We start from the raw sequence: 25,904 nt of genomic DNA on the forward strand, positions 1-25,904 counted from the left end.
CCATGCTGGTCGAGTAGCCCGCGCAGCGGGCGTATCGAGACCCCCCCCGCACGCCCTCCCCCGCAACAGCCCCGAAACGCGCGCTCGCTAGGGTTCCCGGAGCAGTGCCGGCGGACGCCGGCCGGAACGCGGGAGAGCATGCAGAAGCGGATCGTCCTCGGAGTCTTCGAAGCGGGGACCCCGCACGTCGGCGGCACCATCAGCTGGTCGCACCCGCGCAGCCGCGACGGCGACTTCCGCGACATCGACTACTGGCAGCGGATGGCTCGGCTGCTCGACGACGCCGGCTTCGACTTCCTCTTCTTCGCCGGCGGCTCCTTCGGCTACTCCTCGCGTCGCGGCGAGCTCTCCGACGTCCTCGTCGAGGCCGGCATGACCTTCGCGCTCGACGGCGCTTACCTCATCCCCGCGCTCGCGGTCGGCACCGAGCGCCTGAACTTCGTGGTCACCAGCACCACCGGCGCCGACCACCCGCTGCACGCCGTGCGCAAGTTCTCCACCCTCGACCACGTCACGCGCGGGCGCATCGGCTGGAACATCGTCACCGGCGCCTCGCAGAACACGATGGCCGCGATGCTCGGCCAGTCCGCGATGGTCCCGCACGACGAGCGCTACCGCGCCGCGCAGGAGTACGTCGACGTCGCCTTCTCCTTCTGGGAGGGCGGCAACGACGACGACGTCATCGTGCTCGACCACGAGCGCAACGTCTTCGCCGACCCGGAGAGGATCCGGCCGGTGGCCTACGAGGGCGAGTTCTACCGCTCGCACGGGTACCACACGCTGCCGCCGTCGCCGCAGCGCTCGCCGCTGCTCTTCCAGGCCGGGACCTCGCCGGTGGGCCGCGCCTTCGCGGCGAAGAACGCCGAGTGCGTGTTCGTGCAGGGCTCGACCTACGGCAAAGTCACGGCGGACATCGTGGACATCCGCCGCCGGGCCGCGGAGAACGGCCGCGATCCGGCGTCGATCAAGGTGATGGTGGGCGTGACGATCGTCGTCGCGCCGACCTCGGCGGAGGCGGCGCAGCTGCGCGCCGAGTTCGACGCCCTGCAGACGGATGAGCTGGCCGCGCACTACTACGCCGGCAACACCGGCGTGGATCTTCTGGCCTACGACCTCGACCGGACGCTCGCCGAGCAGCTGGTGCTCGACGACCAGGCGGGCCAGATGGGCACCAGCAACATCGACCGCTTCCTCACCCGCCCGGACGGCACCGCGCCGACTGTGCGCGAGATCCTCGACGAGCTGAAGGGCAAGGGCACCCGCGGCTTCGCGATCACCGGCGACCCGGTCGAGGTCGCCGACGAGCTCGACCGGATGATGGACGAGACCGACCTCGACGGCATCATGCTCGAGGCCGTCTTCGGCCTCGCCTCGATGCGCGACTTCATCGAGCTGGTGCAGCCCGAGCTGCGCCGCCGCGGCCGCCTCGACCCCGAGCCCACCGGCGCCACCTTCCGCGAGCGCATGCTCGGCACCGGCCCGCACCTCGCCCCGGAGCACCACGCGGCGACCTTCCGCCCCTGAGCCGGCGGGTCTCGATACGCCGCTGCGCGGCTCCTCGACCAGCATGGGGCGATCCTGCTGATCGAGCGGGCGAGGGCGTGGCGCGGGCGAGGGACGACTGGACGCGGGGCGGGGTGCAGCAGAGGTGCAGGGCCCGCTGCGGGTCCACTCGCCCGCAGCGGTGCCTTCGAGCGGACCCGTGCGGGGCGCTGCTCAGCGCTCGAAGCCCATCGCGGGTCCGTTCGCGCAATCATGCCGATCGAGGAGCGCTCGCCGAGCGCCTGTCGAGATCCGGTTCGGCGTCAGCTGACGCGGACGAGGGTGCGCTGCCAGCCGGAGGAGCCGTTCGGGGCGACGCCGGCGCGGTCCTCGATCTGGAGCATGCCGTCGGCGTCGGTGGCGCGGACCGCGACGTAGTGGGCGCCGGTCTCGGCCTCCCAGTCGACGTACCACTGCACCCAGGTGTCGAGGTTGACCGCGGTCGACAGCGTCGCCTCCTGCCAGTCGCCGTCGTCGATGCTGACCTCGACCTTGGCGACGCCGGTGGTCTGCGCCCACGCCACTCCGGCGATCTTGGTCGCTCCGGCGGGGATCGCGGCGTCGATGCGCGGGGTGTCGATGCGCGAGGACATCTTGATCGGGGCCTCGGCGTCGTAGCCGCGCGGGGTCCAGTAGGCCTCGTCGGCGGCGAAGGTCGTGACCTTCAGCTCGGTCAGCCACTTGGTGGCGGAGACGTAGCCGTAGAGGCCGGGGACGACCATCCGCACCGGGAAGCCGTGCTCGAAGGGCAGCGCCTCGCCGTTCATGCCGACGGCGAGGATCGCGTCGAGGTTCTCGTCGGTGACCGCGGAGAGCGGGGTGCTGGCGGTGTAGCCGTCGACGCTGGTGGAGAGCAGCATGTCGGCGCCGCTCTGCACGCCGGCCTTCTTCAGCACGTCGCGGAGCGGGACACCGAGCCACTTGGCGTTGCCGACGAGGTCGCCGCCGACCTGGTACGAGACGCAGGTCATCGTGATGCCGTACTCGTCCAGGCCCATGTCGAAGATGTCCTGCAGCGACATCGTGACCTCCTGGTCGACCATGCCGGAGATCTTCAGCGACCAGGTGGAGGGGTCGATCGAGGGCACAGTCAGCGCGGTGTCGACGCGGTAGAAGTCGGCGTTGGGCGTGTAGAGCGGGGTGAGGCCGTCGATCCCGAGATCGGCGCCGGCGGGCACCGACACGGTGCTGCGCGGGCTGGGCAGGCGCAGAGCGTCGCGGACGCTGGCGAGCGACGAGGTGGCGGCGCTCACGGCGCGGGCCCCGGCGCCGATCACGGCGGCGCCGACGGCGGCGATCAGGGTGACGCGGAAGAAGCCGCGGCGCTCGATGCCGACCGGACGGGCGGCGGGCGCGGCACCGGTCTTCTCGGCGGTGGAGGCGGCGCGCCAGCGGCGCAGGCGCGAGACGGTGAGGTGCATCACGATCATGGCGACGACGAGGCCGACGAGGGTGGGCACCGCGGAGAGCGGGGTCGCTCCGGTGCGGGTGACGATCGCGGCGATCGACAGGCCGCCGGCGATCACGAGCAGGATCTGGCCGAGCGGCGGGCGGATCAGCTGCAGCACGCCGGCGAGGGCGGCGGCCACCAGGACGGCGACGCCGATGCCCGCGAGCAGGAAGATCTTGTCGTTCGCGCCGAACGTCTCGATCGCGAACTCCTTGAGCGGGCGCGGGACGATGTCGACCACGAACGCCCCGAGGGCGAGCACGGGGCTGGCGTTCTTCGCGACCACGAGCGCGACGAGCTCGGCGATCGCGAGCAGCACGCCCGCGACGACGATGCCGGCGACGGCCGAGAGTGCGATGAACCGCAGCTTCGGCACGCGCGGGTTCTTCCCTGTCTGTTCCATGGGAGTCATGCTCCGCCCTTGACCTGCCCGTTCGCAGTGTGGTGCTGGTTTGGTCGAGATGTGTAACGAATAGGTAACGCCCGGCGCCTCCCCACGCCCTGATCCCCGCCGCGAGATGCCACTTGGGTACGCGACACGCCGTGAAAAGCGTGCACAAGTGGCATCTCGCGGAGGCAGCCGGCGCGGGGTCAGCCGCAGGCGCGGGCGGAGTAGGGGGCCGCCTTCGTCGTCGTCACCGCCTTCCCGTCGATCGTGGCCGTCGCGGTGACGGTCGCGGTGCCGGCCGGGATCGAGGCGGCGCGGGTCGTGTCTGCCTGCGTCGCGCTCCTGCCCGCCGCGATGCCCGGGTAGGACTTCGTGGCGTAGGGCGTCGCGATCGAGATCGACGCCGCGGTCTTCGAGTCGTTGCGGGCCGTCGTCGTCAGGACGACCTTGCCGGCCACGCAGCGCGTCGTGGCCGAGACCGTCAGGTCGATCACGGCGGCCGGAGCGGCCCGGACGATCGCGAGCCGGTAGGTCGCCAACGTCGTGTGGTCCTGCGCGGAGGAGGTGATCACGACGTTCGTGGTCCCCGAGGCCGCGAGGGGGACGGTCCGGGCGACGGTGTCGTCGATCAGCACGCCGTCGACCTTCACCAGCCCGCTGGCCACGGCCGGGTCGAGATCGAGCGCGACGCTCGTCGTCGAGACCGGCACGGTCAGCGTCAGATCGCGCACTCCGGCGGCGAGCGCCGGCGAGAACGTGCCCACGGACGAGGTCAGCTTCGTCAGCTCCGCGTTCGTCGCGAACCCGGTCGACTCCGTCGTGGAGACGCCGAAGACGCCGCCGACGTTGCTCGCGGTCCCGGTGCCCTGGAAGCGCACCGTCACCTTCGGCACCCTGTTCCCCTGGGCGTCGAGGACGTAGGCGCCGGACTGGTTGCGCTTGTAGCTGTCCTTCGCCGCGATGCCGTCGAGCACCGCCCGAGGGATCTCGTCGTACTGCACGTACCAGTTCAGCGCGCCCGCGGCGCCCGAGACCACCTCGGTCTTGAGCTTCACGTCGTTGAGGTAGACGTCGAAGGTGCGCCCCGCGTCGCCGCCGTAGTAGCGGACGCCGAGGTGGTTCTTCGGCAGCGTCGGGTCGACGATCATGTCGTACTGGAAGTACGCCTCCGCCGACCGCTCGCCGTCGCGGTAGCCCTCGCCGCGCCAGGTCCCGACCGCCGAGCGGTTGTACTTGTAGTTCTTGTCCGCCTCCGAGTTGTTGTTGTCGAACGAGGTCAGCGAGTCGATCGTCGTCTCCGCCACCCGCAGCTGCTGCTTCTCTTTGAGGATCAGCGCCTGGGCCTCCGCGGAGTCGGGGGCGATGAGCGTCATGTAGGTCGCGTATCGCGCGTTGTAGAGGCTGTAGTACGGCTGGAAGATCCGGGCTTCGGAGGCGGCGTCGACGTTCGTCATGCCGAAGCGCATCGTCGTCGTCCCGTTGCCGTTCGCGCCGTTCGGCAGGCGGAGCAGGTTCTGCTTCACCGAGGACGTCCACGCGGCCGCGTTCGCGACGACCACGTTCGAGTTGACCGACTTGTCGGCGACGCTCATCTGCACGAGCACGCCCGCGGGGTAGGAGGCGTCGACGTTGTTCCGGTTCAGCTCGGTCGCGAGGAGGACGGGCCCGTAGGTGAAGGCCGTCCAGTTCGCGTTCTCGGTGTTCGCCACAGCGGCGACCGCCGCCGGCAGCTTCCAGGTGAGGGTGTCGCCCGCCGCCACCGGGACGACCGCGTAGCCGCCCTCGGTCAGCGCGGCGACGTCGCGGACGGCGCCGTTCACGGTGAGCGTCGGCGCGCCGTCGACCCAGGCCGGGATCCGCAGGCGCAGCGTGGTGCCCTCGGCGACCGCTCCCGCTCCGAGCGCCGCGATCGTGAAGCGCGCGGTGTCGGTGTTCGGGATGTCGGCCGTCTGCGTCACCTTGAGGTTGCTGCCGCCCGAGCTCAGCACCGACGAGCGGAACTGGTTCACGTAGACCGTCTTCGGCCCCTCGAAGTAGATCGAGTCGCCGAGCTTGGTGAAGCTCTCGACGCCGGTGCCGTGGTCGCACCAGAACTCGTCGTGCTCCTCGCCGAAGACCTTGGCGTAGCCCGCGGTCTGCGGCTGGAAGTAGGTGACCATTCCCGTCTCCGGGTTCTGCACCGAGAGCACGCCGTTGATGAACGCGTTCTCGTAGAAGTCGGCGTACTTCACGTCCTTCGTCACCTGGAACAGCGCCCGGGTGAGCTTGAGCATGTTGTAGATGTTGCAGCCCTCGGAGGTGGAGTTCTCCCCGTAGCCGGTCGTCTGGCCGTTGGTCGCGTACTGGTAGAGGGTGTCCGCGCCGTGGAAGTGCTCGGACTGGCTGTTGCCGCCGTTCGCATAGCTGTGGCTCTCGTCCACCATCCGCCAGAAGTTCTCGGCGGCCCGGCGATACATGTCGAGGTCCGCCTTCTCGGTGGCGGTCAGCGTCGCGTACAGCGCCGGGTCGTCAGTGAAGAGGGTGTAGCGCTTGAGCGCGCCGATCAGCTTGGGGATCGTCGTGTTCGCGTGCAGCCCGTTGAGGACGTCCTCGTTGTTCGCGAGCTTCCGGAAGAGCGCGGTCTCGTCGAAGTACTCAGCCGCACGCTTGTGCGCCGGCTTCTGCGTGGTCTCGTAGAGGCGGTAGAGCGCCTCGTTCATCCCGCCGTACTCCGTGTTGAGGAGCTGCTCGGGATTCGCTTGGCGGCCGGCCCACGTCGTGATCCAGCTGCCGAAGCCGTCGGCGACGACGAGCGCCTCCGCGGACACGGCGCTCGGCCCGTACTGGTGCGCGTCGAGCAGTCCCGCGAGCACCTTGTGCAGGTTGTAGAACGGCACCAGCAGGCCGTCGGCGCCGGAGGGCAGGTAGCTCACCGGGAACGGGGAGACGTAGCCGGCGTTGGCCGGGTCCTTGAGGGCGTAGGCGTCCTGGACCTTCTTCAGGCCGTCGACGGAGGCGGTGAGCTTCGCGAGGAGCGCGGCCTTCGTGGTCGGGTCCTGCTCGCTCGCGTAGGCCTGCGAGAGGCCGGAGATGTAGTGGCCGAAGAAGTGGCCCTGGAACCGGGTGCCGCTCTCGCGCTCCCAGCCGCCGTAGCCGCCGGCCGTGGTCGGGGTGAGTCCGGCCTGCGTGTAGAAGGAGTGCAGGAACATCTCGGGGTCGAGGCTGAGCAGGTACTCGACGGTCTGCTGCTCGCCGTTGTCGAGGTACGGGTCCTGAACGGTGACATCCGAGAGGCCCGCCTCCTGCAGGTGGCTCGAGCTCTTCACGCCCTTCGGCTGCACCTGGATCGTGAAGGTGCGGGTGACGGCGGTGCTGCCGCCGTAGGTCGAGGAGCCGGTGAGGGTGACGGTCGTCGCGGTGCCAGTGGGCGGGGTGACCGTGGCGGTGCCACCGGAGATCGCGATCGCGGACTCGTCGGAGGAGGTCCAGCTGAGGTCGGAGCCCTTCGCGCCGCGGGTCGGCACGGAGAAGCCGGTGCTCGTGCTCGCGGGCAGGGTGACGGCGTCGAGGTCGGCCTTCGCGACGGCGGCCGGGTCGAAGGCCGCGTTGTGCGCCTTCGTCAGGGCGACGACGTCGGTGGTCGTGGCGACCTCGCCGTAGAGGACGTAGTCGTCCAGGAGTCCGCGCAGGTGCGCGCCGTTGTACTGCGGGCCGTTGAAGCCGATCGTCTTGGTCGAGGTGCCCTCGGAGCCGAGCACGCCGGTGGCCGCTCCGGTCGCCTCGTACTTGGTGACGGTGGGCTGCTTGACGCCGTTGCGGTAGAAGGCGACCTGCTTGGTCGCCCTGTCGTAGCTGGCGACGACGTGGGTCCACTCGTTCGTGGGGAAGAAGCCGGCGCGCGCGGTGTCGATCGCGACCTTGTAGGGCTGCCCGGTCGAGGGGCCGATCGAGAGCGCGAGCGGAGTGGCGTCGCTCTCGGAGGTGAGGTACCAGCCGTCCGAGTTGTAGGCGGTCTTGCTCCAGGTGAAGACCTGCTCGCCGGTCATCGCCGCGGTCGGCTTGTACCAGAACGAGACCGTCAGGTCGGCGGGCTGGAGGCGGGCGTCGGTGCCGAGCGACACCGCGTTGCCGCCGGTGAACTCGAAGGCCTGGCCGGCGAGGCCGGTGCCGTACGCGGCGGTGCCCTTCTGCATCCCGACCGTGTTGCCGCGACCGCTGGTGTCGGTGATGCTGCCGTCGAAGGGCAGCTCGAGCACCTTCGCGCTGTCGAGGGAGGTGGCCGGCGCGGCCTGCGCGGTCGGGCCGACCGCGAGCAGTCCCGCCGTCAGCGCCATCACCGCCGCGGTCGCGATCGGGATCCGTCGTTTCGTCGTCATCGGTGGAGCCTCTCGTCGTTGAGATCGGTACTGGGCGCGATGTTACCGTGAACAATTTGCTTTCGGTGAAGTTTCGGCACGCGGGCTGAGCGGGCTCGAAGGCGTGGCGCCGCCCGCCGCCACGGTCTTCAGCGAGCGCCACCGATGCGGACTGGGGAGCGGAGAAGGGGAACGCTGTTCCGCGGCGAAGGGCGGACGATGGGCAGGACCGGCACGATGGATCAGGGCGTACCCCTGCTCGACGTCGAATCCGTGTCGCGCCGATTCGGCACCGGGACGGAGGCATCCTGGGCCGTCCGCGGCGTGAACCTCCGGGTCGAGGCCGGCGAGGTCGTCGCGCTCCTCGGGCCGAACGGCGCCGGGAAGACGACGCTCGCGCGGATGATCGCGACGCTGCTGATGCCGACGAGCGGCTCGATCCGGGTCGACGGGGTCGACGCCGTCGCGAGGCCGGACGAGGCGAGGCGCCTCCTCGCCCTCGTCCTCGGCGGCGAGCGCGGCTTCTTCCTGCGCGCGACCGCGCTCGAGAACCTCCGGTACTTCGCGTCTCTCGCGGGCGTGCCGCGACGGCGGAGGGACAGCCGCATTCTCGAGGTGCTCGCGGCGGTCGACCTCAGCGCGCGGCGTGGCGACCGCGTCGAGGAGTTCTCCCGCGGGATGCGCCAGCGGCTGCACCTCGCCCGCGGGCTGCTGGCGGAGCCGCCGCTGCTCCTGCTCGACGAGCCGACGGTGGGGCTGGACCCGGAGGCGGCGCTCGCGCTCCGCGCCCTGGTCCGCGAGCTGCGCCGGGACGGGCGGGGCGTCGTTCTGACCACCCACCACCTGCACGAGGCGGAGGAGCTGTCGGACCGGAGCCTCGTCCTCCTCGACGGCCGGATCCGCGCGGCGGGGCGACCGCAGGACATCGCCGCCGCGGGCGGGCTCGGCGAGGTGACGACCCTCGCCGCTCCAGCACTCACCGCGGAGCTCGCGGACCGTCTCTCCGCGCTCGACGGTGTCCGCTCGGTCCGCTCCGACAGCATCGCCGGTCGGCCCGTCGTGGTCGTCGGCTGGGACTCCTCGCAGCCCGACCTGCGCGCCCTGGCGGCCGTCGTCACCGACGTCCCGACCGGGACCTGGACCACCCGGTCGGCGACCCTCGAGGAGGGCTACCTCGCCCTCGTCGACCGGTGCCGAGGAGGGCGGGAGTGATCGGGGGGCTGCAGGAGGGCGCCTTCCATCTGCGGCTGCTGCTCCGCAACGCCTACTTCGTCCAGGCCGCTCTGATCGCACCGGTCGTCTTCGTCGTCCTGCGCGTCCAGGCGGGTCGGGGCGGGCCGGCGCTGGGAGTCGATGGAGCCGTTGTCGGCGTCTGGACGGTGACCGCGGCGGCGGTCGGGATCCTCGGCTACCAGCGGTCGCAGGGGACGCTGGAGCAGATCGCGCTGACCCCTCGGCCGCTGGGCGGTGCGCTCGCGCCGATCTCACTCGCCTGCGCCGGCGTCGGGCTGCTGTCGATCCCCGCCGCGGTCGTCGCCTCGTGGCTGCTCGGCAGCGGGTCCGCGCCGCGCTCCCCCGCACTCATCGCCCTCGGGCTGGTCCTGCTCCTCGCCGCGTGCGGGACGACCGCGCTCGTGCTGTCCGGCCTGTTCGTGCTGACACCGCACGCGACGGTCTACGAACCGGTCCTCGTCGCTCCCGTCCTTCTCCTCTCCGGCACCGTGATCGACCGAGCGCAGCTGCCGGTGCCGCTGCAGCTGCTCGGGGTCGTCGATCCGCTGACCGGTGCGGTGCAGATCCTGCACGCCGGAGACTCGGGCGACGCGTCCGGCGACGTCATCGCGCTCTGGAGCGCGCAGGGGCTGATCACGTCTCTGCTCTCCTTGCTGCTGGCCCGCCTGATTCTGCGGACGGCCCTGCGGCGGGCTCGGCTCGCCGGGACGCTGGCGCTGTCGTGAGCGGGCTCGTGGCGGCGTCGATCGTGGTCGCGCTGCGGTCGTTCGACGCCACGCGGACGCGGCGGACGCTCCTGGTCGCGGTCGTCGTCGGGCCGGTGCTGCAGGTGCTGTACTTCGCTGCTGTCTCGGCGCCGTCGATCGTGGTCGGCGCGGGTGCGAGTCTCCTGCTCGCCACCCTGACCGCCGTCGACGCCGTCACGGTGTCGCTCATCCGCATGCGGCACGATGCGGTGCTCGGAACCGTGCTGCTCAGCACCCGTCCGGCTGTCCTGCTCTGGAGTGGGGTCGCGCTCGCGGCGGCGGTCGTCGGGTTCGCCGCGGGCCTCGTCTCCCTGGTCTGGGCCCTCCTGCTGTTCGGGCAGGGCGTCCCGTGGCAGGTCGCCGCCGGCACGATCGCACTCGCGGGCTGCGCCGCCCTCGCCGGCAGCGGCTGCGGGTTCGCCGTCGGAGTGCTCGGCCTCCGCTCGCGCGACGGGCTGGCCTGGGTCGGGCCGTTCACGGCGGTCCTGACCGTCCTCGGCGGAGTCGTGGCGCCGGTCGGCGAGCTGCCGCTGGTCGTCGAGGCCGTCGCTCGGGTGCTGCCGCTGGGGTACGCCTCCGACGCCCTGCGGACCCTGCTCGACGAGGGGTGGACCGGCGCGCTCGCGGTGCAGAGCGGCGCCGTCGTCGTTCTCGGCGCCGCGTGGTTCTGGCTGGGGCTGCTCGGCTGGGCTCTTGCCCGCAGGGCGCTGCGGCGGACGGGCGGCACGGACCTGCTGTGAGGCCTCCTGGCGCGACGCATAGCAGGGCCGCGCGGATCAGGGCAGGGGGCTGCCGTCTCCCCGCACCCCTGATGGGATGGCGTCATGCCCGACTCCGCTGCTCGCCCGTCCCAGGACGACGACCTCCGCTCCATCGTCTACGCGAGCCACACCGCCGCCGGTCTCGAGGAGGCGGACCTGCCCGCGCTGCTCGAGCAGTGCCGCGCGAACAACGAGCGCCTCGGCCTGACCGGCATCCTGCTGTTCCGCGACGGCCGGTTCCTGCAGCTGCTCGAGGGGCCGGACGCGACGCTGCGCGAGCGGATGGCGATCATCGCCGACGACCCCCGGCACGCCGGTTTGCGCGTGCTGCTCGAGGAGACGCCGGCGCAGCGGCTGTTCCCCTCCTGGACGATGGCGTACGAGGCGATCACCGACTCGATGACGACCGAGCTGCCCGGCTACCGCAGCACCTTCGAGGACATCGACACCGACGTCGACGCGAGCGCGACGTTGCCGGCGCTGCGCGAGCTGATCCGCTGGTTCCAGGTGCGCCACTGACGCCGAGCCCTGCAGCGCGCTCGCTACAGTGACGGCGTGAACGAGGACGACGGGCGGGACGACGACGGCGAGCGCGAGGTCGCGGCCGAGTACCTGCGGGCCGAGCTGAGACCCCGGACGCTGACCTGGCTCCGGATGACGATCGACGCCCTGCTCGGCGGCGGCGTGATGACGACGCACGACCTCGTGGTCGCCCGCCTCGACACCGGCGCCGAGGTCATCCGCACGCCCGCCGACATCGGCGACCCCTACGTCCTGCTCGGTCAGATCGAGCTGGAGCTCGAGACGAAGACGACCGCCGAGTTCCTCGAGGAGTGGCGGCGGGAGTAGCGCTCTCCTCCACAGATCCGATCTCGCGGAGTTGTCCGAGGGTTCCGCCCGATGGCCGCTCGGGTGTCGGTGGTCCCTGGTTCAATACGCGTATGGATGAGCACAGCGACCCGGGAGCAGCAGGACAGCCGAGCGCACTCTCGGCCGTCGACGCGCTGACCGACATCGCCGCGGAGATCGGACGCACCTCCGCACAGCTTCTCCTCACCCGCGCGCAGACCCTGCACCTCGCCTACCGCGCGGCCGTCACCGTCCCCGACGCCTTCGCCCGCGGGAACTCGCTCTCCCGCAGCGAAGCGCGCACCCTGGTCGAGCGGTCCGTCCGCGCCGAGTTCGCGGTGAAGCTCCGCCTGTCCGAGCGGGCGACGGCGACCGTGCTCGAGCACGCCCGGCTGCTCGTCGAGGACCTCCCCCGCATCCGCGCCCTGCTCGCCGAGGGCCGGCTGCTGTGGGAGTCGAGCGAGATCGTCTGCGCGACCGCCGCGACCCTGCCCGCCACCTCCCGCGCCCGGTTCGACGAGCGCGCCGCCGAGATCGCGCCGGACGTGACGCCCACGCAGCTGAGGCGGATCGTCGCCCGGCTGCGTGACGAGCTGCACGAGGAGCCCCTCGCCCAGCGGCACGTCCGCGCCCGGCAGGACCGCGCCGTCTGGGTCTCGCCGGAGGTCGACGGGATGGCGACACTGTGTGCGCTGCTCCCCGCGCCGGACGCGATGGGCATCGCCGAGCGCGTCGACCGCATCGCCCGCAGCCTCCGGGAGGGCGGCGACGAGCGCACCCTGGCGCAGCTGAAGGCCGACGTGCTGACGGATCTTCTGCGCGACGGCGACATCGTCGGCACCACGCCCGCAGGCGACGGCCCTCAGATGCCTTCGTCGTACGTGCCCGGCATCCGTGCCGAGGTGCGGCTCACGCTCGCCGCGTCGACGGCCGTCGGTCTCGACGACGCGCCTGCGGACCTCGACGGCTACGGCCTCATCCCCGCCGACCTCGCCCGCGAACTGGTCGCGACCGGCGCGTCGTTCACCCGCGTGCTCACCGATCCGGACACCCGCGCCGTGAGGTCCGTCGGCCGCACCTACCGCGTCCCGCCATCGCAGATGCGTCTGCACCTCCAGCTGCGCGACCAGACCTGCCGCTTCCCCGGCTGCACCCGCACCGCCTCGAGGGCGGAGGCGGACCACACTCTCGAATGGCGCAACGGCGGCGAGACGTCCCTCGACAACCTCGTCTGCCTCTGCACGTCGCACCACCACGTCCGCCACGGCGACCGGTGGACCTACGTCCCCCACCCGGACGGCAGCATCGTCTGGACCACCCCCACCGGCCGCCTCGTCACGATCCGCCCACCGGCCCTCGCCGGCGCCCCGCCGGGTCCGCGCTTCGAGGACGCACCGCCTCCGTTCTGACGAAGGCGAGTCTCGATACGCGCTGCGCGCTACTCGACCAGCATGTTCGTTGAGCGCTCCGCGCTGCTCGACCAGCAGGGGCGCGCACGCCTGCTCAGCACGGCGGCGCCGATCCATGCTGATCGAGTAGCCCTCGCAGAGGGCGTATCGAGATCCGGCGTCACCAGGAGGGCGGGTCTCGATACGCGCTCCGCGCTACTCGACCAGCATGGGATGCGCGGTGCTCGATCGGCGTGGGCGGGTCAGCCGCAGGTGCGGGCCGTGTACGGGGCCTGCAGCGTGGCGGTGCCGGCCGTCGCGGTGAGGGTGCCCGCGGCGACGGAGGTGGCGCGCGTGGTGAAGGCGTGCGTCGCGTTGCCGCCGGGGGCCGCGGTCAGCGTGGGCGAGGTGCCCCAGGCCGAGCGGATCACGACGGACAGCGGCGCGGTGCCCGTGTTCTTCACGACTCCGGTCACGACGACCTTGCCGGCCACGCAGCGGGTCGACGCGGTGAGGGTCGCCGTGGACGCCGCCACGACGACCGTCGCGGTGACTCGCACTGCCGTCGAGCTCGAGAGCACGCGGCCGGGCGCGTTGTACGCCGTCGATCCGCCCGCTCCGACCCACTGGTTGTCGTTCGCGCCGATGGTGCGCACGACTCCGGTGACCGGATAGCGGCCGGGCGCGGTGCCGACGGAAGACGTGTCCCAGGTCACCGGCTGCGAGGCGGTGCCGCGGTCGTAGGCGAGGACGACGTCGGCCCGGGCGGGCAGCGCAGCGACGGAGCCCACCTCACCCAGGTCGGAGCGCACGGCGGTCGCGGCGTCGGCCGCGCGGACCTCGGCGTACTGACCGGCGGTGAGCGACACGATGCCGCCGTGCTTGGTCGACGGCGCCAGCGAGAAGCCGGGGTCGTTCAGCTGGGTCCAGCCGGCGTCGAGGTCGGTCGTCACCATCGGGCGGTAGCCGGTCGAGGGGATGACGTCGACGTAGAGGTACCAGCGATCCGCATCATGGTCCTTGAAGACGGCCGGTCCCTCGACTCCCCCGGCGTTGCCGCCGGCCCAGACGGCGCCGATGCGGTCCTGCAGCTGCGTCCACGCGGTGGACGGGAGCCACCACTGCTCGGCGGTCGTCGACTCCATGTAGATGCCGCGGCCGGTGCCGTTGTCCTTCGAGATCCGGTAGGTCGTGCCGCCGTCCTGGATCATCGTGGTGTCGATGACGTCGGCGCCGGTGTCGATGAAGGTGCCGCCGTAGGAGTACGTGGCCTGCGTGAAGTCGGTGGTCGCTCCCCAGAGCACCCGCGAGGCGCCGGTGCCGGGCGTGTGCGCGGCGTTCGGGTACACGGTCGAGGACCAGTAGACGACGAACGCGCCCTTGCCGGCCCCGTTGTAGTCGGGGACCCAGGTCGCCTCGGGCGCCCACATCATGCCGGCCTCGAGCTGCTTCGTGCCGGCCGCGTCGAGCGCGACGTCGAACTGGCGCAGGTCGCTCCAGGAGACGAGGTCGCTCGACTCCCAGACGTTCATCTTGGTGCTGCCCTGCGTGGTCCAGTAGCACCAGGTGGTGCAGGAGCCCGAGCCCTGGTCGCCGCCGAAGACGCGGAGGTCGGTGGCGATGATGTAGTACTTCTTCGTCTCGGGGTTGTAGGTGAGGTACGGGTCGCGGACGCCGGTGGTGCCGAGATCGGAGGCGAGGATCGGCTTCCCGCCGTTCAGCGGGTCCCACTTCTCCGGGTCGTCGCCGCGCGAGACGTCGAGGTAGATCTTCTCGGCGTAGCCCTGCGCGTCCTCGACGAAGTGCACCATCAGATAGCCGTAGGGGGTGTCGACGCCGACCTGCGGCTCGACCGTGACGGCGACGTCGCGGGACTGCGCGACGCCGCGGATCGACGCGGTCGCGGTGAGCGTCGAGGTGCGCGCGGCCTGCCCGACGGCGGGGCGGTCGGCGGCGAGCGTGCGGCCGTCGGCCGAGACGCGGAGGGTCGGGTCGCTCGAGGCCCAGGTCACGGCGCCGCCGTAGTCGGGGAGGTTCGTGGTCGAGTCGTCGATGGTGAGCGGCTGGACCGAGTCCAGCACTCCCGACACGAGCGGCGCGAAGCTCGCCGCGTGCGCCTGCGCATCCATCGTCGACACGGCCACCACCTCCTGGGCACTCAGCGCCCGATCGTAGACGCGGAAGCTCGACACCTCGCCCTTGTAGAAGGGGTCGGGGTAGGGCGCGCGGCCGATCGTGTTGAGCGACTGGTCCGCCACCGAGGCGGGCCTCAGCGCGGTCGGAGCGGAGGCGACGCGGGTGCCGTCGACGTAGAACGAGATCGTGCCGGCCGCGCCGTCGATCACCGAGCTGAGGCTGTACCAGCGGTCCGCCGCGATACCGGAGGCGCTGCGGGCGTTGTTCTCGCCGCCGCCGCCGGACGTCGTGATCGCGGTGCGCACCTTGTCGCGGACCGAGGCGAACCAGTACTGCGAGGTGCTGTCGCTGCCGATGTTCCAGAGGAAGTGGAAGCTCGACAGCATCGACGCGTCGGCGCGCGTCTCGATCGTGACCGTCCCGGAGCTCTTGCCCGTGAGCAGGTCGTCGGGCAGCTCGACCCAGGGGGCCGCGCTGGTCTTCGCGCCGCCGGTGAGACGGAGTGACGTGCCGGTCCAGAGCGCGTCGGTCCCGTTCACGACGCGCGCGGCTCCCACGGCTCCGCCGGCGGAGTTGGGCACGGTCGCACCGGTGGACTGACTGAAGCGGTAGTCGGCGAGGAGGCCGGCGGTGGGGATCGCGGCGGCGGCCGCGGTGGCGGCGGGGGCGACGAGGCCGGCGGCGAGCACCGCCCCGAGTCCGAGGGCGGCGAGGGCCGCGCGCAGAGGCGCGCGGCGGGCGGGGGTGGGCATGGTGCTCCTTTGCACGGGGCGGTTGTTCTGAAGGGTGGGTCTCGATACGCCCGCTGCGCGGGCTACTCGACCAGCGAGATGCACGCCTCGCGCAGCGGCGTATCGAGACCCCGGCGTCAGCAGGTGATCGCGGGGTAGGCGGCCGACTGCGTGGCCGCGCGGCCCGTGTCGTCGACTCCCGTGCCGGCGACCGCCGCCGAGCCCGCGGCCAGCGTCGGCTGGCGCACCGTGAAGCTCGCCGTGGCGTTCTTCCCGCCGGCGACGGCCGCGAAGGTCTTCGTGCCGGCCGCGGTGGTGACGGTGATGTCGGCCGGCAGGTCGTCCGTGTTCTTCACGGTCGTGGTGAGCACCGGCTTGCCTGCGACGCAGCGCACAGACGAGGTGGCGGCGAGCTGCAGCGCGACCGGGGCGGCGGGGGCGCCGAGAGAGACGCGGAAGCGCTGGCAGTCGTTGTTCAGCACGCTCCACTGGCCGATCCGGGTGCCGTTCTGGTCCGAGCAGTTCGACAGGTCGAGCGCCTTGCCGCTGTGCACGGCGCGGAGCTCGACGGTGCCGTCGTTCCCCGGGCGGAGCCGCCAGCTGCTGCCGGTCACGCTGCACGCGCCCTGCGTGACGGTCGCGCCGTCGGCGGTGGAGCCGCCGGTGACCGCGAGGCACTTGGCGGCGGCCGAGACGGGGTGCATCTCGACGGCGCCGTCAGCGGCGGCCGTGAAGGTGACGCGCTGGCACGGCGAGCCGAGCCACTCCTGCTGCTGCAGCACCGCGCCGTCGGCGGTCGAGCAGTTCGGCAGGTCGAAGGACTTGCCGGTGACGAGCGAGGTGACGGCGACCGCGCCGGCCGGGCGCAGCGCCCACTCCTGCGAGGCGGCGGCGCTCGGCATCGACTGCCGGATCGCACCGGAGACCGCGTCCAGCACCTTGCCGCTCGTGCGGTTCGTCAGCGTCGAGTAGCCGCCCGAACCCGGGGCCACCGTCCACTGCTGGCAGGAGGTCGTCAGCCACGCGGACTGCTGCAGCGCGGCACCCGAGGCGGTCGAGCAGCCGACCGGCCCGAGCGACTTCCCGCTGCTCGCGTTCACGAGGCGGAGGAAGCCGTCGCCGGTGCTGTCGAGCGTCCAGCTCGCGCGGGGCGTGGCGCAGGAGCCCTGCACGACGCCGGCGCCGTCACCGCTCTGCGCGGAGGACACCGTGGCGCAGAGGCCGGTGCTGCGGCTGACCAGCTGCCAGGGCGCGCCCTCGACGCGGGCCGTGATCGGCGCGTTCTCGCCGCTGGGCACGGGGACCCGGGCGGCGGTGCCGAGCGGGACCCCGAAGTCGGGCTCGCCCTCGGCGGTCCAGTCGACGAGGTGCGCGCGAGCCGAGCGCTGGCGGCCGCAGCCGTCGTCCGGGCCGGGGTTCGCGTGGTACAGGTTCCAGGTCTCGGTGCCGTCGGGCGAGTCGAAGAAGTCGTTGTGGCCGGTGCCGTACTCGCCGTTCGCCTTCGAGAAGACCGGGCCGTCGCTCTTGGTCCAGGAAGAGGCGAGCACGGGGTCGCCGGTCCCGTCGTACTCGAGGGTGCCGAGCTGGTAGTCCTCGGTACCGCAGAAGCTCGCCGAGTAGACGATCCAGGTGCGGCCGTCCTTCTGCAGCGGGACCGGGCCCTCGTTGACGGGAGCGCCGATGGTCTCCCACGGCTCGAGCGGCTGCGAGAGCACGTTCTGCGGGCCCGAGACCGTCCACGGGTCGGACATCCGGGCGATGTAGTTGTTCTGCAGGCGGTTCGGCCCGGCCGAGAACGCCGACCAGGTGACGAAGAGCTCGCCGTTCAGCTCGAGGTAGGCGCCGTCGATGTTCCAGTCGTCGGTCGGGATCGGCCGGCCCTTGTAGCTGTACGGGCCCATCGGGTCGTCGCCCGCGCTCTCGATCACCTGGAGGTGCTGGCGGTCGAAGTTCCCGGCGGTGCCCATCGTGTACATCAGGTACCAGCGCCAGCCGTTCGGGCCCTCGAGCCGCTGCAGCTCGGGCGCCCACATGTTCGCGTTCCGGCCCGGGTTCGTGTCGGAGTAGACGGTCACCGGAGTCGCGGTGCCCAGCGCCGCGAGCGTCGGCGCCTTGCGCATCACCACGCGGTTGTCCCACGTGGTCGCGACCAGGTAGTAGTTGCCGTCGTGGAACTCGATGGTCGGATCGGCCGTGTCCGGCTCGAGCGGGTTCGTGAACGTCGACTCGCCGATCGCCGCTGCCGGGCTCGCGGCAGCCAGCGGCAGCGCGACGACCGCCGCGAGCAGGATCAGGAGGCCGGCGGTCAGCCGGCGGCGCAGGCCCGGTGCGGGCGCGGTCAGGTGCATGGATGACTCCGTCGTCAGTCGTGATGCGGGCGCACCCGGTCGGCCGCGAGAGCGCGGGTCCGAGAGCCGGGGCGAGATTTTGTTCACGGTAACAGCGACACTTGCGCAAGGTCAAACCCCTCCGGAAGACGTCCTCCTCCCGGTCGGCGAAACGTTTCGCCTCGCGCTCTTGATCGACCACTGCACCCCGCCTAGAGTCCGAAGCGAACGTTTCGTGCGATCGGAGACACCCATGCCAGCGCAGACCTTCTCCTGGCGCGCCGGGCGGCTCGAGCTCGAGTTCCGCCGCGCTGCCGACGCCCCCGTGAGCCTCGCGCGGCTCGTCGCCGGCGAGCTCGAGATCTGCTTCGACCACCCGCTGCCGCTGGTCGGGATCCTCACCGCCGGCCGCGGCCACGTCACCTCGACCGACCGGCTCGTGCAGACCGCGATCGGCGACTCCCTCCGCTACGTCTCGCACGAAGCCGGCGACAGCACCCTCCGGATCGTCTCGGCGAGCGCCGACGGCCTGCTCGTCACGACCGCGATCGACGCGCTCGGCGGCGCCCTCCGGGCGAGCACCTCGGTCGAGAACGCGGGCTCCGAGCGGATCCTGCTCACGGCCGTCACGAGCTGGGCGATGCCGCTCGGCACCCGGCTCGACGTCGGCACCGCCACCGACCCGGCCGCCGACTGGGAGCTGCTGGAGGGCCGCAGCGAGTGGCTCGGCGAGGGCCGCTGGCAGGCCCGGGAGCTGCGCGAGCTGCTGCCGGACCTGCATCCCGAGCACACCGCGCAGCCGCCGCGGAAGTCCGTCGTCCGCACCGCCACCGGCACCTGGTCGACCGGCGGCGCCCTCCCGCTCGTCGCCGTCCGCTCCCGCCGGCAGGACGTCACCTGGCTCTGCGAGGTCGCGCACAACGGCCCCTGGCGCTGGGAGGTCGGCGAGCAGATCGGCGACGCCTACCTCGCCGCGTCCGGCCCGACGGACCGCGACCACCAGTGGTCGCGGCTCCTCGCACCGGGCGAGTCCTTCTCCTCCGTGCCGGCGCTGATCGCGGTCGGCACCGACCTCGAGCACGCCGCCGCGGCGCTCACCCGCGCGAAGCGGTCGGCCCGGCGCGCGCACCCCGACGACCGCCGGCCGGCGCTGGTCTTCAACGACTACCTGAACACCCTCGGCGGCGACCCGACCACCGCGAAGCTCCTGCCCCTGATCGCCGCGGCCGCCGAGGTCGGCGCCGAGGTGTTCTGCGTCGACGCCGGCTGGTACGCCGAGACGGAGTCCTGGTGGGACACGGTCGGCGAGTGGACGCCGTCGACCCGGCGCTTCCCGGGTGGACTCGGCGAGGTCGTCGACGCGATCCGCGGCCACGGCATGGTGCCCGGGCTCTGGCTCGAGCCCGAGGTGATCGGCACCGGCAGCCCGCTCGCCCGCTCCCTGCCCGACGACGCGTTCCTCTCCCGCTCGGGCCTCCGGGTGGAGGAGAGCGGCCGCCACCACCTCGATCTGCGCCATCCGGCGGCCCGCGCGCACCTCGACGAGACCGTCGACCGGCTCGTTGCCGAGTTCGGCATCGGCTACCTCAAGCTCGACTACAACATCGATCCGGGCCCCGGGACCGACCGCGACGCGACGAGCGCCGGCGCGGGACTCCTCGCGCACTCCCGCGCGCATCTCGCCTGGATCGACGGCGTCCTCGACCGCCACCCGCAGCTGGTCCTCGAGAACTGCGCCTCCGGAGCGATGCGCGCCGACTCCGCGATGCTCTCCCGGCTGCAGCTGCAGTCGACCTCCGACCAGGAGGATCCGCTGCTCGCCCCGCCGATCGCCGCCGCGGCCCCGCTCTCGATGCTCCCCGAGCAGGCCGCGAACTGGGCCTGCCCGCAGCCGGAGATGAGCGACGAGGCGATCGCCTTCACGCTGGTGACGGGCCTCGCGGGCCGGCTCCTCCTCACCGGCCACCTCGATCGGATGACGCCGGCGCAGCGCGCCCTCGTCGCCGAGGCGGTGCGCGCGGCGGCGGAGCTCCGGCCGCACCTGATCGGCTCCGTGCCGCTCTGGCCGCTCGGCCTGCCGGGCTGGACCGACCGCTGGGTCGCCTCGGCGCTGCGCGCGCCCGGCGCCGTCGCGCTCTCGCTCTGGGACCGCGGCGACGACGCCGCCGAGACGACCCTCGCGTTCCCGAGCCTGCTCGGCCGCGCGGTCGAGGTGCGGACGGCCTTCCCCGCGGGCCTGCCCGCCTGGGCCACGCGCTGGGACGCGGGAGCCGGACTGCTCACCGTCCGCTCCACCGCCGGAGAGCCCGGAGCACGCTCGCTCGTGCTGAGCGTCGCGGACTGAAGCGCGCTGTCGGCGATCACCGGGGCCCGCTTGACTATGCTGAACGGACCCGCGATGTCGAGCCCTCGTCATCCCGCCCGCACCGAGGGTGCACGGCTCTCCCGCAGGGGAGCGGAGGAGGTCCGCGCCATGGCCGATCGGCCCAACCTCCGGCATGTCGCCGCGGTCGCCGGCGTCTCGCACATGACGGTCTCCCGGGTGCTCAGCGGGCACCCGAACATCAAGGAGTCGACCCGGCAGAAGGTCCTCGAGGCCGTCTCCGAGCTCGACTACCGCCCCAACATCGCGGCGCGCTCGCTCGTCACCCAGCGCACCGACCGCATCGGCGTGATGATCGAGAGCGGCGCCGAGTTCGGCCCGTCGAGCACCCTCCGCGCGATCGAGCGGGCGGCGCGCGAGAAGGGCTACTCCGTCACCTCCGTCGCGCTGCGCGACGACCAGGACATGAGCCCGGTCGACGCGATCCGGCACCTCTCCGGTCTCGGGATCGACGCGCTCTGCGTGATCGCGCCGCGCTCGTCGTCCGTCGCGACGCTGCGCACCGTCGAGATCGGCGTGCCGACGCTCGTCGTGAAGTCCGACAAGGACGCCAACTTCCTGACCGTCTCCGTCGACCAGCAGGCCGGGATGAGCCAGGCGGTCGACCACCTCGCCTCGCTCGGCCACCGCGACGTGCTGCACATGTCCGGCCCGCTCGACTGGCTCGACGCCCGCGCCCGCGAGCGCGCCTTCCACAGCCGGGCGAAGGCCTGGGGGATGCGCGAGCGCCCGATCGTCGTCGGCGACTGGACCCCCGACTCCGGCTACGAGTTCGCGCGCAGCCTGCAGTCGGTGCCGGAGTTCACCGCGATGGTCGTCGCGAACGACGAGATGGCGCTCGGCGTCATCCACGGCCTCGTCGAGCGCGGGATCCGCGTGCCGCAGGACGTCAGCATCGTCGGCTTCGACGACCTGCCGACCGCCCGGCACTTCCTGCCGCCGCTGACCACCGTGCGGCAGGACTTCGACAAGCTCGGCACCACCGTCGCCGAGGTGATCCACGCGCGGATCCGCGGCCAGGAGATCCCGCAGCGCACCCGCATCCCCACCGAGCTCGTGGTGCGCGAGTCGACGGCGCCGCCGCGCAGCTGACCCGGCCGCCGTCGACGCTGGCGTATCATCGGCGGCACCCCTGGCGCGGCGCTCCCCCGGCGCCGCTCCGCACACGAACCGAGGACGGCACGTGTCAGTTCAGTCGACGACGACTCCCGCACGCCCCGGTCCCGCACGCCCGGAGCCCGTGGTCGAGATGTCGGGCATCCACGTCTCCTTCTCGTCCGGGCCGGCACTGGCCGGCGCGCGGCTGCGGCTCGTGCCCGGCGAGATCCACGGGCTGATGGGCGAGAACGGCGCGGGCAAGTCCACGCTGATCAAGACGCTCACCGGGATCCACCAGCCCGACGCCGGCGAGATCGTCGTCGACGGCGTCGCCCGGCGCTTCAGCGGACCGGCCGACGCGAAGGCCGCCGGCATCACCGCGGTCTTCCAGGACGAGCGGCTGACCGACAACCTCAGCATCGGCGAGAACGTGATGATCGGGCACGAGATCCGCGGGCGCCTCGGCATCTCCTGGTCGCGCACCCACGCGCGAGCGGCCGAGATGCTGGCGGAGCTGGGCCTCGAGGACCTCGACCCGCGCCTCCCGCTGCGCTCGCTCTCGCCCGCGATCCGGCAGCTGGTCGCGATCGGCCGCGCGATGGTCGACCGGCCGCGGGTGCTGATCCTCGACGAGCCGACCTCGAGCCTCGACCTCGGCGACGTCGCACGCCTCTTCACGGTGCTGCGGCGGCTGCGCGACCAGGGCGTCGCGATCGTCTTCGTCTCTCACTTCCTCGAGCAGGTCCTCACGCTCAGCGACCGCATCACCGTGCTCCGCGACGGCTGCACCGAGGGCGAGTACCCCGCGCGGCGGATGGACCGCGCTGAGCTGATCGCGAAGATGATCGGCAAGGACATCGACGCGCTGCGGCAGATCGGCTCCGACCGCCGCGAGCACCGTCGCCAGCCCACCGGACCGGCGATCTACCGGGCGGTCGGGATCGGCCGGAAGGGCGCCGTCTCCCCCACCGACCTCGAGCTGCACCGCGGCGAGATCGTCGGCTTCGCGGGGCTCCGCGGCTCCGGGCGCACCGAACTGGCGTCGCTGCTCAGCGGCGTGGAGCGGCCGGACAGCGGCGAAGTGCTGATCGACGGCGAGCACGCGGACATCGTCGATCCGGTGTCGGGGCTGCGGCACCGCATCGCGCACTCGAGCGAGAACCGCCGCGAGGACGGCATCATCGGCGACCTGTCGCTGCGCGAGAACCTCGTGCTGGGGCTGCAGGCGCTGCGCGGCTGGGCGCACCCACTGTCGGCGGCCGAGACCGACACGCTCGTCGCCACCTACGTCGAGGCGCTGAACATCACGCCGGCCGACCCCGACCTGCCGGTGAAGTACCTCTCCGGCGGCAACCAGCAGAAGGTCGTCCTGGCGCGCTGGCTCGCCACCCGCCCGCGCCTGCTGGTGCTCGACGAGCCGGCCCGCGGCATCGACGTCGCGTCCAAGGTCGAGATCCAGGCGCACATCGCCCAGCTCGCCAAGGAGGGCGTCTCGATCGTCTACATCTCCTCCGAGCTGGAGGAGGTCGTGCGCCTCAGCGACCGCATCGTCGTCTTCAAGGACCGCGAGAAGATCGGCGAGGTCAGCAACGGCCCCTGGCTCACCGTCGACACCATCGTCGAGATGATCGCGGCCGACACCACGGACGACGACACCGCCGACGACGGCTGGTGACCCGGGGTCTCGATACGCCGCTCCGCGGCTGCTCGACCAGGGTGGGTGAGTCGGCCGGGCAGGTGGTTGACCCCTGTGAAACGTCTCACGTAGGGTGGCGCGGGACCGGGGAAAGCGCATTCCTGCATCCCGGACCATCGATGCCGAGGGATTCAATGCCGAATTCACGTTCACGCCGCACGTCCACCGCGGTCGCCGCCGCGCTCGCCGCGGGGCTCGCGCTCACCGGGGCCGCGCCTGCGGCGGCGGAGTCGAGCACCGCCCCCGCCAACCCCGTCCTCACCGCGCAGCTGGAGGACCTCGACCGCGGGGTCGTCGCGCTCGCCTCGCCCGACGGCGGCGTCTTCGTCAGCTGGCGACTGCTCGCGACCGAGGTCACCGACTCCTCCGACACCGGGATGATCGGCGCCGACTTCGCCGTCTACCGCGGGGCGGAGCGGGTCGGGGTCGTCACCGACAGCACCAACCTGCACGACCCGGCGGGCGCGCCCGGCGACGAGTACCGCGTCGTCCCGCTCGTCGACGGCGCCCCCGGCGAGCCGAGCGCACCGGCCACCGCCTCCGCAGACGCCTTCGAGACGCTGCCGCTGCAGAAGCCGGCCGACGGCGTCACTCCGGCGGGCGAGGCCTACACCTACAGCGCCAACGACATGAGCGTCGGCGACATGGACGGCGACGGCGACTACGAGTACGTCGTGAAGTGGTACCCCTCGAACGCGAAGGACGTCTCGCAGAAGGGCTACACCGGCAGCACCTACCTCGACACCTACGAGGGCGACGGCACGCTGCTGCACCGCATCGACCTGGGCGTGAACATCCGCTCCGGCGCGCACTACACGCAGTTCCTGGTCTCGGACTTCGACGGCGACGGCCGCTCCGAGATCATGACCAAGACGGCCCCGGGCACGACGATCCTGCGCGGCGACGACCCCGCCCGCGCCGAGTCGATCACCCTCCTCCCCGAGGACGTCGCCGCCGGCGTCACTCCCCAGGACGACTACCGCCTCTCCGCCGCCGGCTACCGCGAGCACCTCATCGAGGTGTTCGAGGGCTGGGGCACCCGCGAGGAGGTGACGAGCGGCCAGTGGCCCGCGACGCTCGAGGAGGCGTTCGGCATCGCGCCGACGCACGCCTACCCGCTCGACCGCGCCGGGGCGACGGAGCTCGCCGACTACTTCATCGACGTCTACGCGCCGAGCCGCAGCGACCGCAACGACCTGACGACCTTCGAGGGCTTCATCCTGAGCGGCCCCGAGTACCTCACGGTCTTCGACGGCGAGTCCGGCGAGGAGCTGCAGACCGTCGCCTACGAGCCGGCCCGCGGCGACGACGGCCTGCTCTGGGGCGACTACGCCTACTCCCGGATCGAGCCGGGCAACCGCAACGACCGCTTCCTCGCGGGCGTCGCCTCCTTCGACGGCGAGACGCAGTCCGCCGTCTTCGCCCGCGGCTACTACACCCGCGCGGTCGTCGTCGCCTACGACTGGGACGGCACCTCGCTCTCGCAGCGCTGGGTCGCCGACAGCGGCCACGTCCCGCTGACCAACCCCTTCAACGACACCCCGCACGGCCGCGAGGGCACCAGCCCGGAGTGGGCGACGCTCACCACGCAGGGCTTCCACTCGCTCAGCGCGGCGGACGTCGACGGCGACGGCCGCCAGGAGATCGTCTACGGCTCCGCGACGCTCGACGACGACGGCAGCCTGCTCTACAGCTCCTACGACACCCTGCCCGAGGGCAGCAGCGCGCCCGGCACCGAGGCCAAGCTCGGCCACGGCGACGCGATGCACGTGACCGACATCGACCCGGCGAACCCCGGACTCGAGATCTTCACCGTGCACGAGGGCGGAGTCGGCGCGCCCTACGGCTACGCGCTGCGCGACGCCGGCACCGGTGCGGTGCTCTTCGGCGCCTACTCCGGCAAGGACACCGGACGCGGCATGATCGGCGACGTCGACCCCGAGGTCCCCGGCCAGGAGGTCTGGGCGATCGGGAAGCTCTCGGCGAGCGGCGAGCCGCTCACCGGCGGGGACCCCGCGGAGCAGCCCGGCACCAACCAGAGCATCCGCTGGGCCGCGGACATGACCACGCAGATCGTGGCCAGCACGACGATGCAGGACGCGACGCCCGTCACTCCGACGATCGTCACCGGTGACGGCTCGGTGCTGCTCTCGGCCGAGGGCACCGTGACGAACAACGGCACGAAGGGCAACCCGTCCCTGGTGGCGGACGTGCTCGGCGACTGGCGCGAGGAGCTGCTGCTGCCGACCGCGGACTCGAGCGCGATCCGGATCTACTCGAGCACCGAGGTCACCGACCGCAAGCTGACCACGCTGATGCACGACCCGCAGTACCGGGTCGAGGTCGCGCGCCAGCAGACCGCGTACAACCAGCCGTCGTACACGTCCTACGGGCTGGCGAGCGACATCGACTGGTCGACGGTGCCGGTGCTCGCGCAGGAGGGGACGGAGCCGGTGCCGACGCCGACGCCGACGCCCGCGCCGATGCCGACCGAGACCGCGCCGCCCGTGATCCCCGCTCCCGGGGAGCCCGCGCCGGGTGGGCCCGCGCCGCACGAGCCCGCGCCCGTCGCCGGGCCCGATGGCGACCTCGCCGCCACCGGCGTCGACCTGTCGCTGCTGCCGCTCGGGGCGCTCGCGCTCCTGCTCGGCGGCGGTGCGCTGCTCCTGCGGCGCCGCCTGCGGCACGGCGAGTAGCCGCGCACCGCGGCGTATCGAGACCCGTCGTCTCCCTCGGGAGGCGGCGGGTCCTCGGCGTCAATGCACGATCGTTACCGAAGTCGCTCCGGCGCTGTTGCGTCACAAGAATTGTTCACGGTAACATTTTGCCCAGGACGCACCCG

Annotated in this window: 15 protein-coding genes; 11 read left to right on the forward strand and 4 right to left on the reverse strand. The window is 72.2% G+C overall.

Going from position 1 to position 25,904, the window contains the following annotated elements:
* Positions 1 to 138 precede the first annotated feature (138 nt).
* On the forward strand, positions 139 to 1,524 hold the full coding sequence (locus HRK28_RS07595) for an NtaA/DmoA family FMN-dependent monooxygenase (RefSeq protein ID WP_173250881.1): 1,386 nt from the start codon (positions 139 to 141) through the stop codon (positions 1,522 to 1,524).
* 281 nt (positions 1,525 to 1,805) lie between these two features.
* Here the strand turns inward: HRK28_RS07595 and HRK28_RS07600 are convergent, their stop codons facing one another.
* Together HRK28_RS07600 and HRK28_RS07605 are read right to left on the reverse strand one after the other, a co-directional pair.
* Positions 1,806 to 3,395: a molybdopterin-dependent oxidoreductase gene (locus HRK28_RS07600; RefSeq protein ID WP_173250882.1), complete on the reverse strand. Its 1,590-nt coding sequence runs from the start codon at positions 3,393 to 3,395 to the stop codon at positions 1,806 to 1,808.
* 188 nt (positions 3,396 to 3,583) lie between these two features.
* The gene (locus HRK28_RS07605; RefSeq protein ID WP_173250883.1) at positions 3,584 to 7,735 is read right to left on the reverse strand and encodes a beta-L-arabinofuranosidase domain-containing protein; all 4,152 of its coding nucleotides are present in this window, start codon (positions 7,733 to 7,735) and stop codon (positions 3,584 to 3,586) included.
* 216 nt (positions 7,736 to 7,951) lie between these two features.
* Between HRK28_RS07605 and HRK28_RS07610 the strand changes: the two genes are divergently transcribed.
* The 6 genes from HRK28_RS07610 to HRK28_RS07635 all read left to right on the forward strand — a co-directional run bounded on the left by HRK28_RS07610 (position 7,952) and on the right by HRK28_RS07635 (position 12,712).
* Complete coding sequence (locus HRK28_RS07610) at positions 7,952 to 8,926, forward strand: ABC transporter ATP-binding protein (RefSeq protein ID WP_173250884.1); 975 nt, start codon at positions 7,952 to 7,954, stop codon at positions 8,924 to 8,926.
* Positions 8,923 to 9,672, forward strand: coding sequence for an ABC transporter permease (locus HRK28_RS07615; RefSeq protein ID WP_173250885.1), 750 nt, complete (start codon positions 8,923 to 8,925; stop codon positions 9,670 to 9,672). Before HRK28_RS07610 ends, HRK28_RS07615 begins: the two co-directional genes overlap by 4 nt.
* Complete coding sequence (locus HRK28_RS07620) at positions 9,669 to 10,433, forward strand: ABC transporter permease (protein WP_173250886.1); 765 nt, start codon at positions 9,669 to 9,671, stop codon at positions 10,431 to 10,433. The genes HRK28_RS07615 and HRK28_RS07620 overlap by 4 nt, the downstream gene beginning before the upstream one ends.
* Before the next feature lie 84 nt (positions 10,434 to 10,517).
* Positions 10,518 to 10,973 (forward strand): BLUF domain-containing protein, encoded by a 456-nt coding sequence (locus HRK28_RS07625; RefSeq protein ID WP_173250887.1) that lies wholly within the window; start codon positions 10,518 to 10,520, stop codon positions 10,971 to 10,973.
* 36 nt (positions 10,974 to 11,009) lie between these two features.
* Positions 11,010 to 11,303: a hypothetical protein gene (locus tag HRK28_RS07630; RefSeq protein WP_173250888.1), complete on the forward strand. Its 294-nt coding sequence runs from the start codon at positions 11,010 to 11,012 to the stop codon at positions 11,301 to 11,303.
* A 92-nt stretch (positions 11,304 to 11,395) separates the two neighbouring features.
* The gene (locus HRK28_RS07635) at positions 11,396 to 12,712 is read left to right on the forward strand and encodes an HNH endonuclease signature motif containing protein (protein WP_173250889.1); all 1,317 of its coding nucleotides are present in this window, start codon (positions 11,396 to 11,398) and stop codon (positions 12,710 to 12,712) included.
* 242 nt (positions 12,713 to 12,954) lie between these two features.
* Here HRK28_RS07635 and HRK28_RS07640 read toward each other — a convergent pair whose 3' ends face one another.
* Both HRK28_RS07640 and HRK28_RS07645 read right to left on the reverse strand, forming a co-directional pair.
* Positions 12,955 to 15,579, reverse strand: a complete 2,625-nt coding sequence (locus tag HRK28_RS07640; RefSeq protein ID WP_173250890.1) for a LamG-like jellyroll fold domain-containing protein — start codon at positions 15,577 to 15,579, stop codon at positions 12,955 to 12,957.
* 116 nt (positions 15,580 to 15,695) lie between these two features.
* Positions 15,696 to 17,906: an RICIN domain-containing protein gene (locus HRK28_RS07645; RefSeq protein ID WP_173250891.1), complete on the reverse strand. Its 2,211-nt coding sequence runs from the start codon at positions 17,904 to 17,906 to the stop codon at positions 15,696 to 15,698.
* A gap of 232 nt (positions 17,907 to 18,138) precedes the next feature.
* On the opposite strand from HRK28_RS07645, the gene HRK28_RS07650 reads away from it, so the two are divergent.
* From HRK28_RS07650 to HRK28_RS07665, 4 genes are all read left to right on the forward strand, one after another.
* Positions 18,139 to 20,229: a glycoside hydrolase family 36 protein gene (locus HRK28_RS07650; RefSeq protein WP_173250892.1), complete on the forward strand. Its 2,091-nt coding sequence runs from the start codon at positions 18,139 to 18,141 to the stop codon at positions 20,227 to 20,229.
* Between the two features lie 129 nt (positions 20,230 to 20,358).
* The gene (locus HRK28_RS07655; protein WP_167306038.1) at positions 20,359 to 21,360 is read left to right on the forward strand and encodes a LacI family DNA-binding transcriptional regulator; all 1,002 of its coding nucleotides are present in this window, start codon (positions 20,359 to 20,361) and stop codon (positions 21,358 to 21,360) included.
* Positions 21,361 to 21,451: 91 nt separating this feature from the next.
* Entirely contained in the window at positions 21,452 to 23,041 is a 1,590-nt protein-coding gene (locus tag HRK28_RS07660) for a sugar ABC transporter ATP-binding protein (RefSeq protein ID WP_367948358.1), read from the forward strand.
* Between the two features lie 155 nt (positions 23,042 to 23,196).
* Entirely contained in the window at positions 23,197 to 25,758 is a 2,562-nt protein-coding gene (locus HRK28_RS07665; protein ID WP_173250893.1) for a rhamnogalacturonan lyase, read from the forward strand.
* The last annotated feature ends 146 nt before the right edge of the window (positions 25,759 to 25,904 follow it).

The sequence above is a fragment of the Rathayibacter sp. VKM Ac-2835 genome, from assembly GCF_013266705.1.
Classification (GTDB): domain Bacteria; phylum Actinomycetota; class Actinomycetes; order Actinomycetales; family Microbacteriaceae; genus Rathayibacter.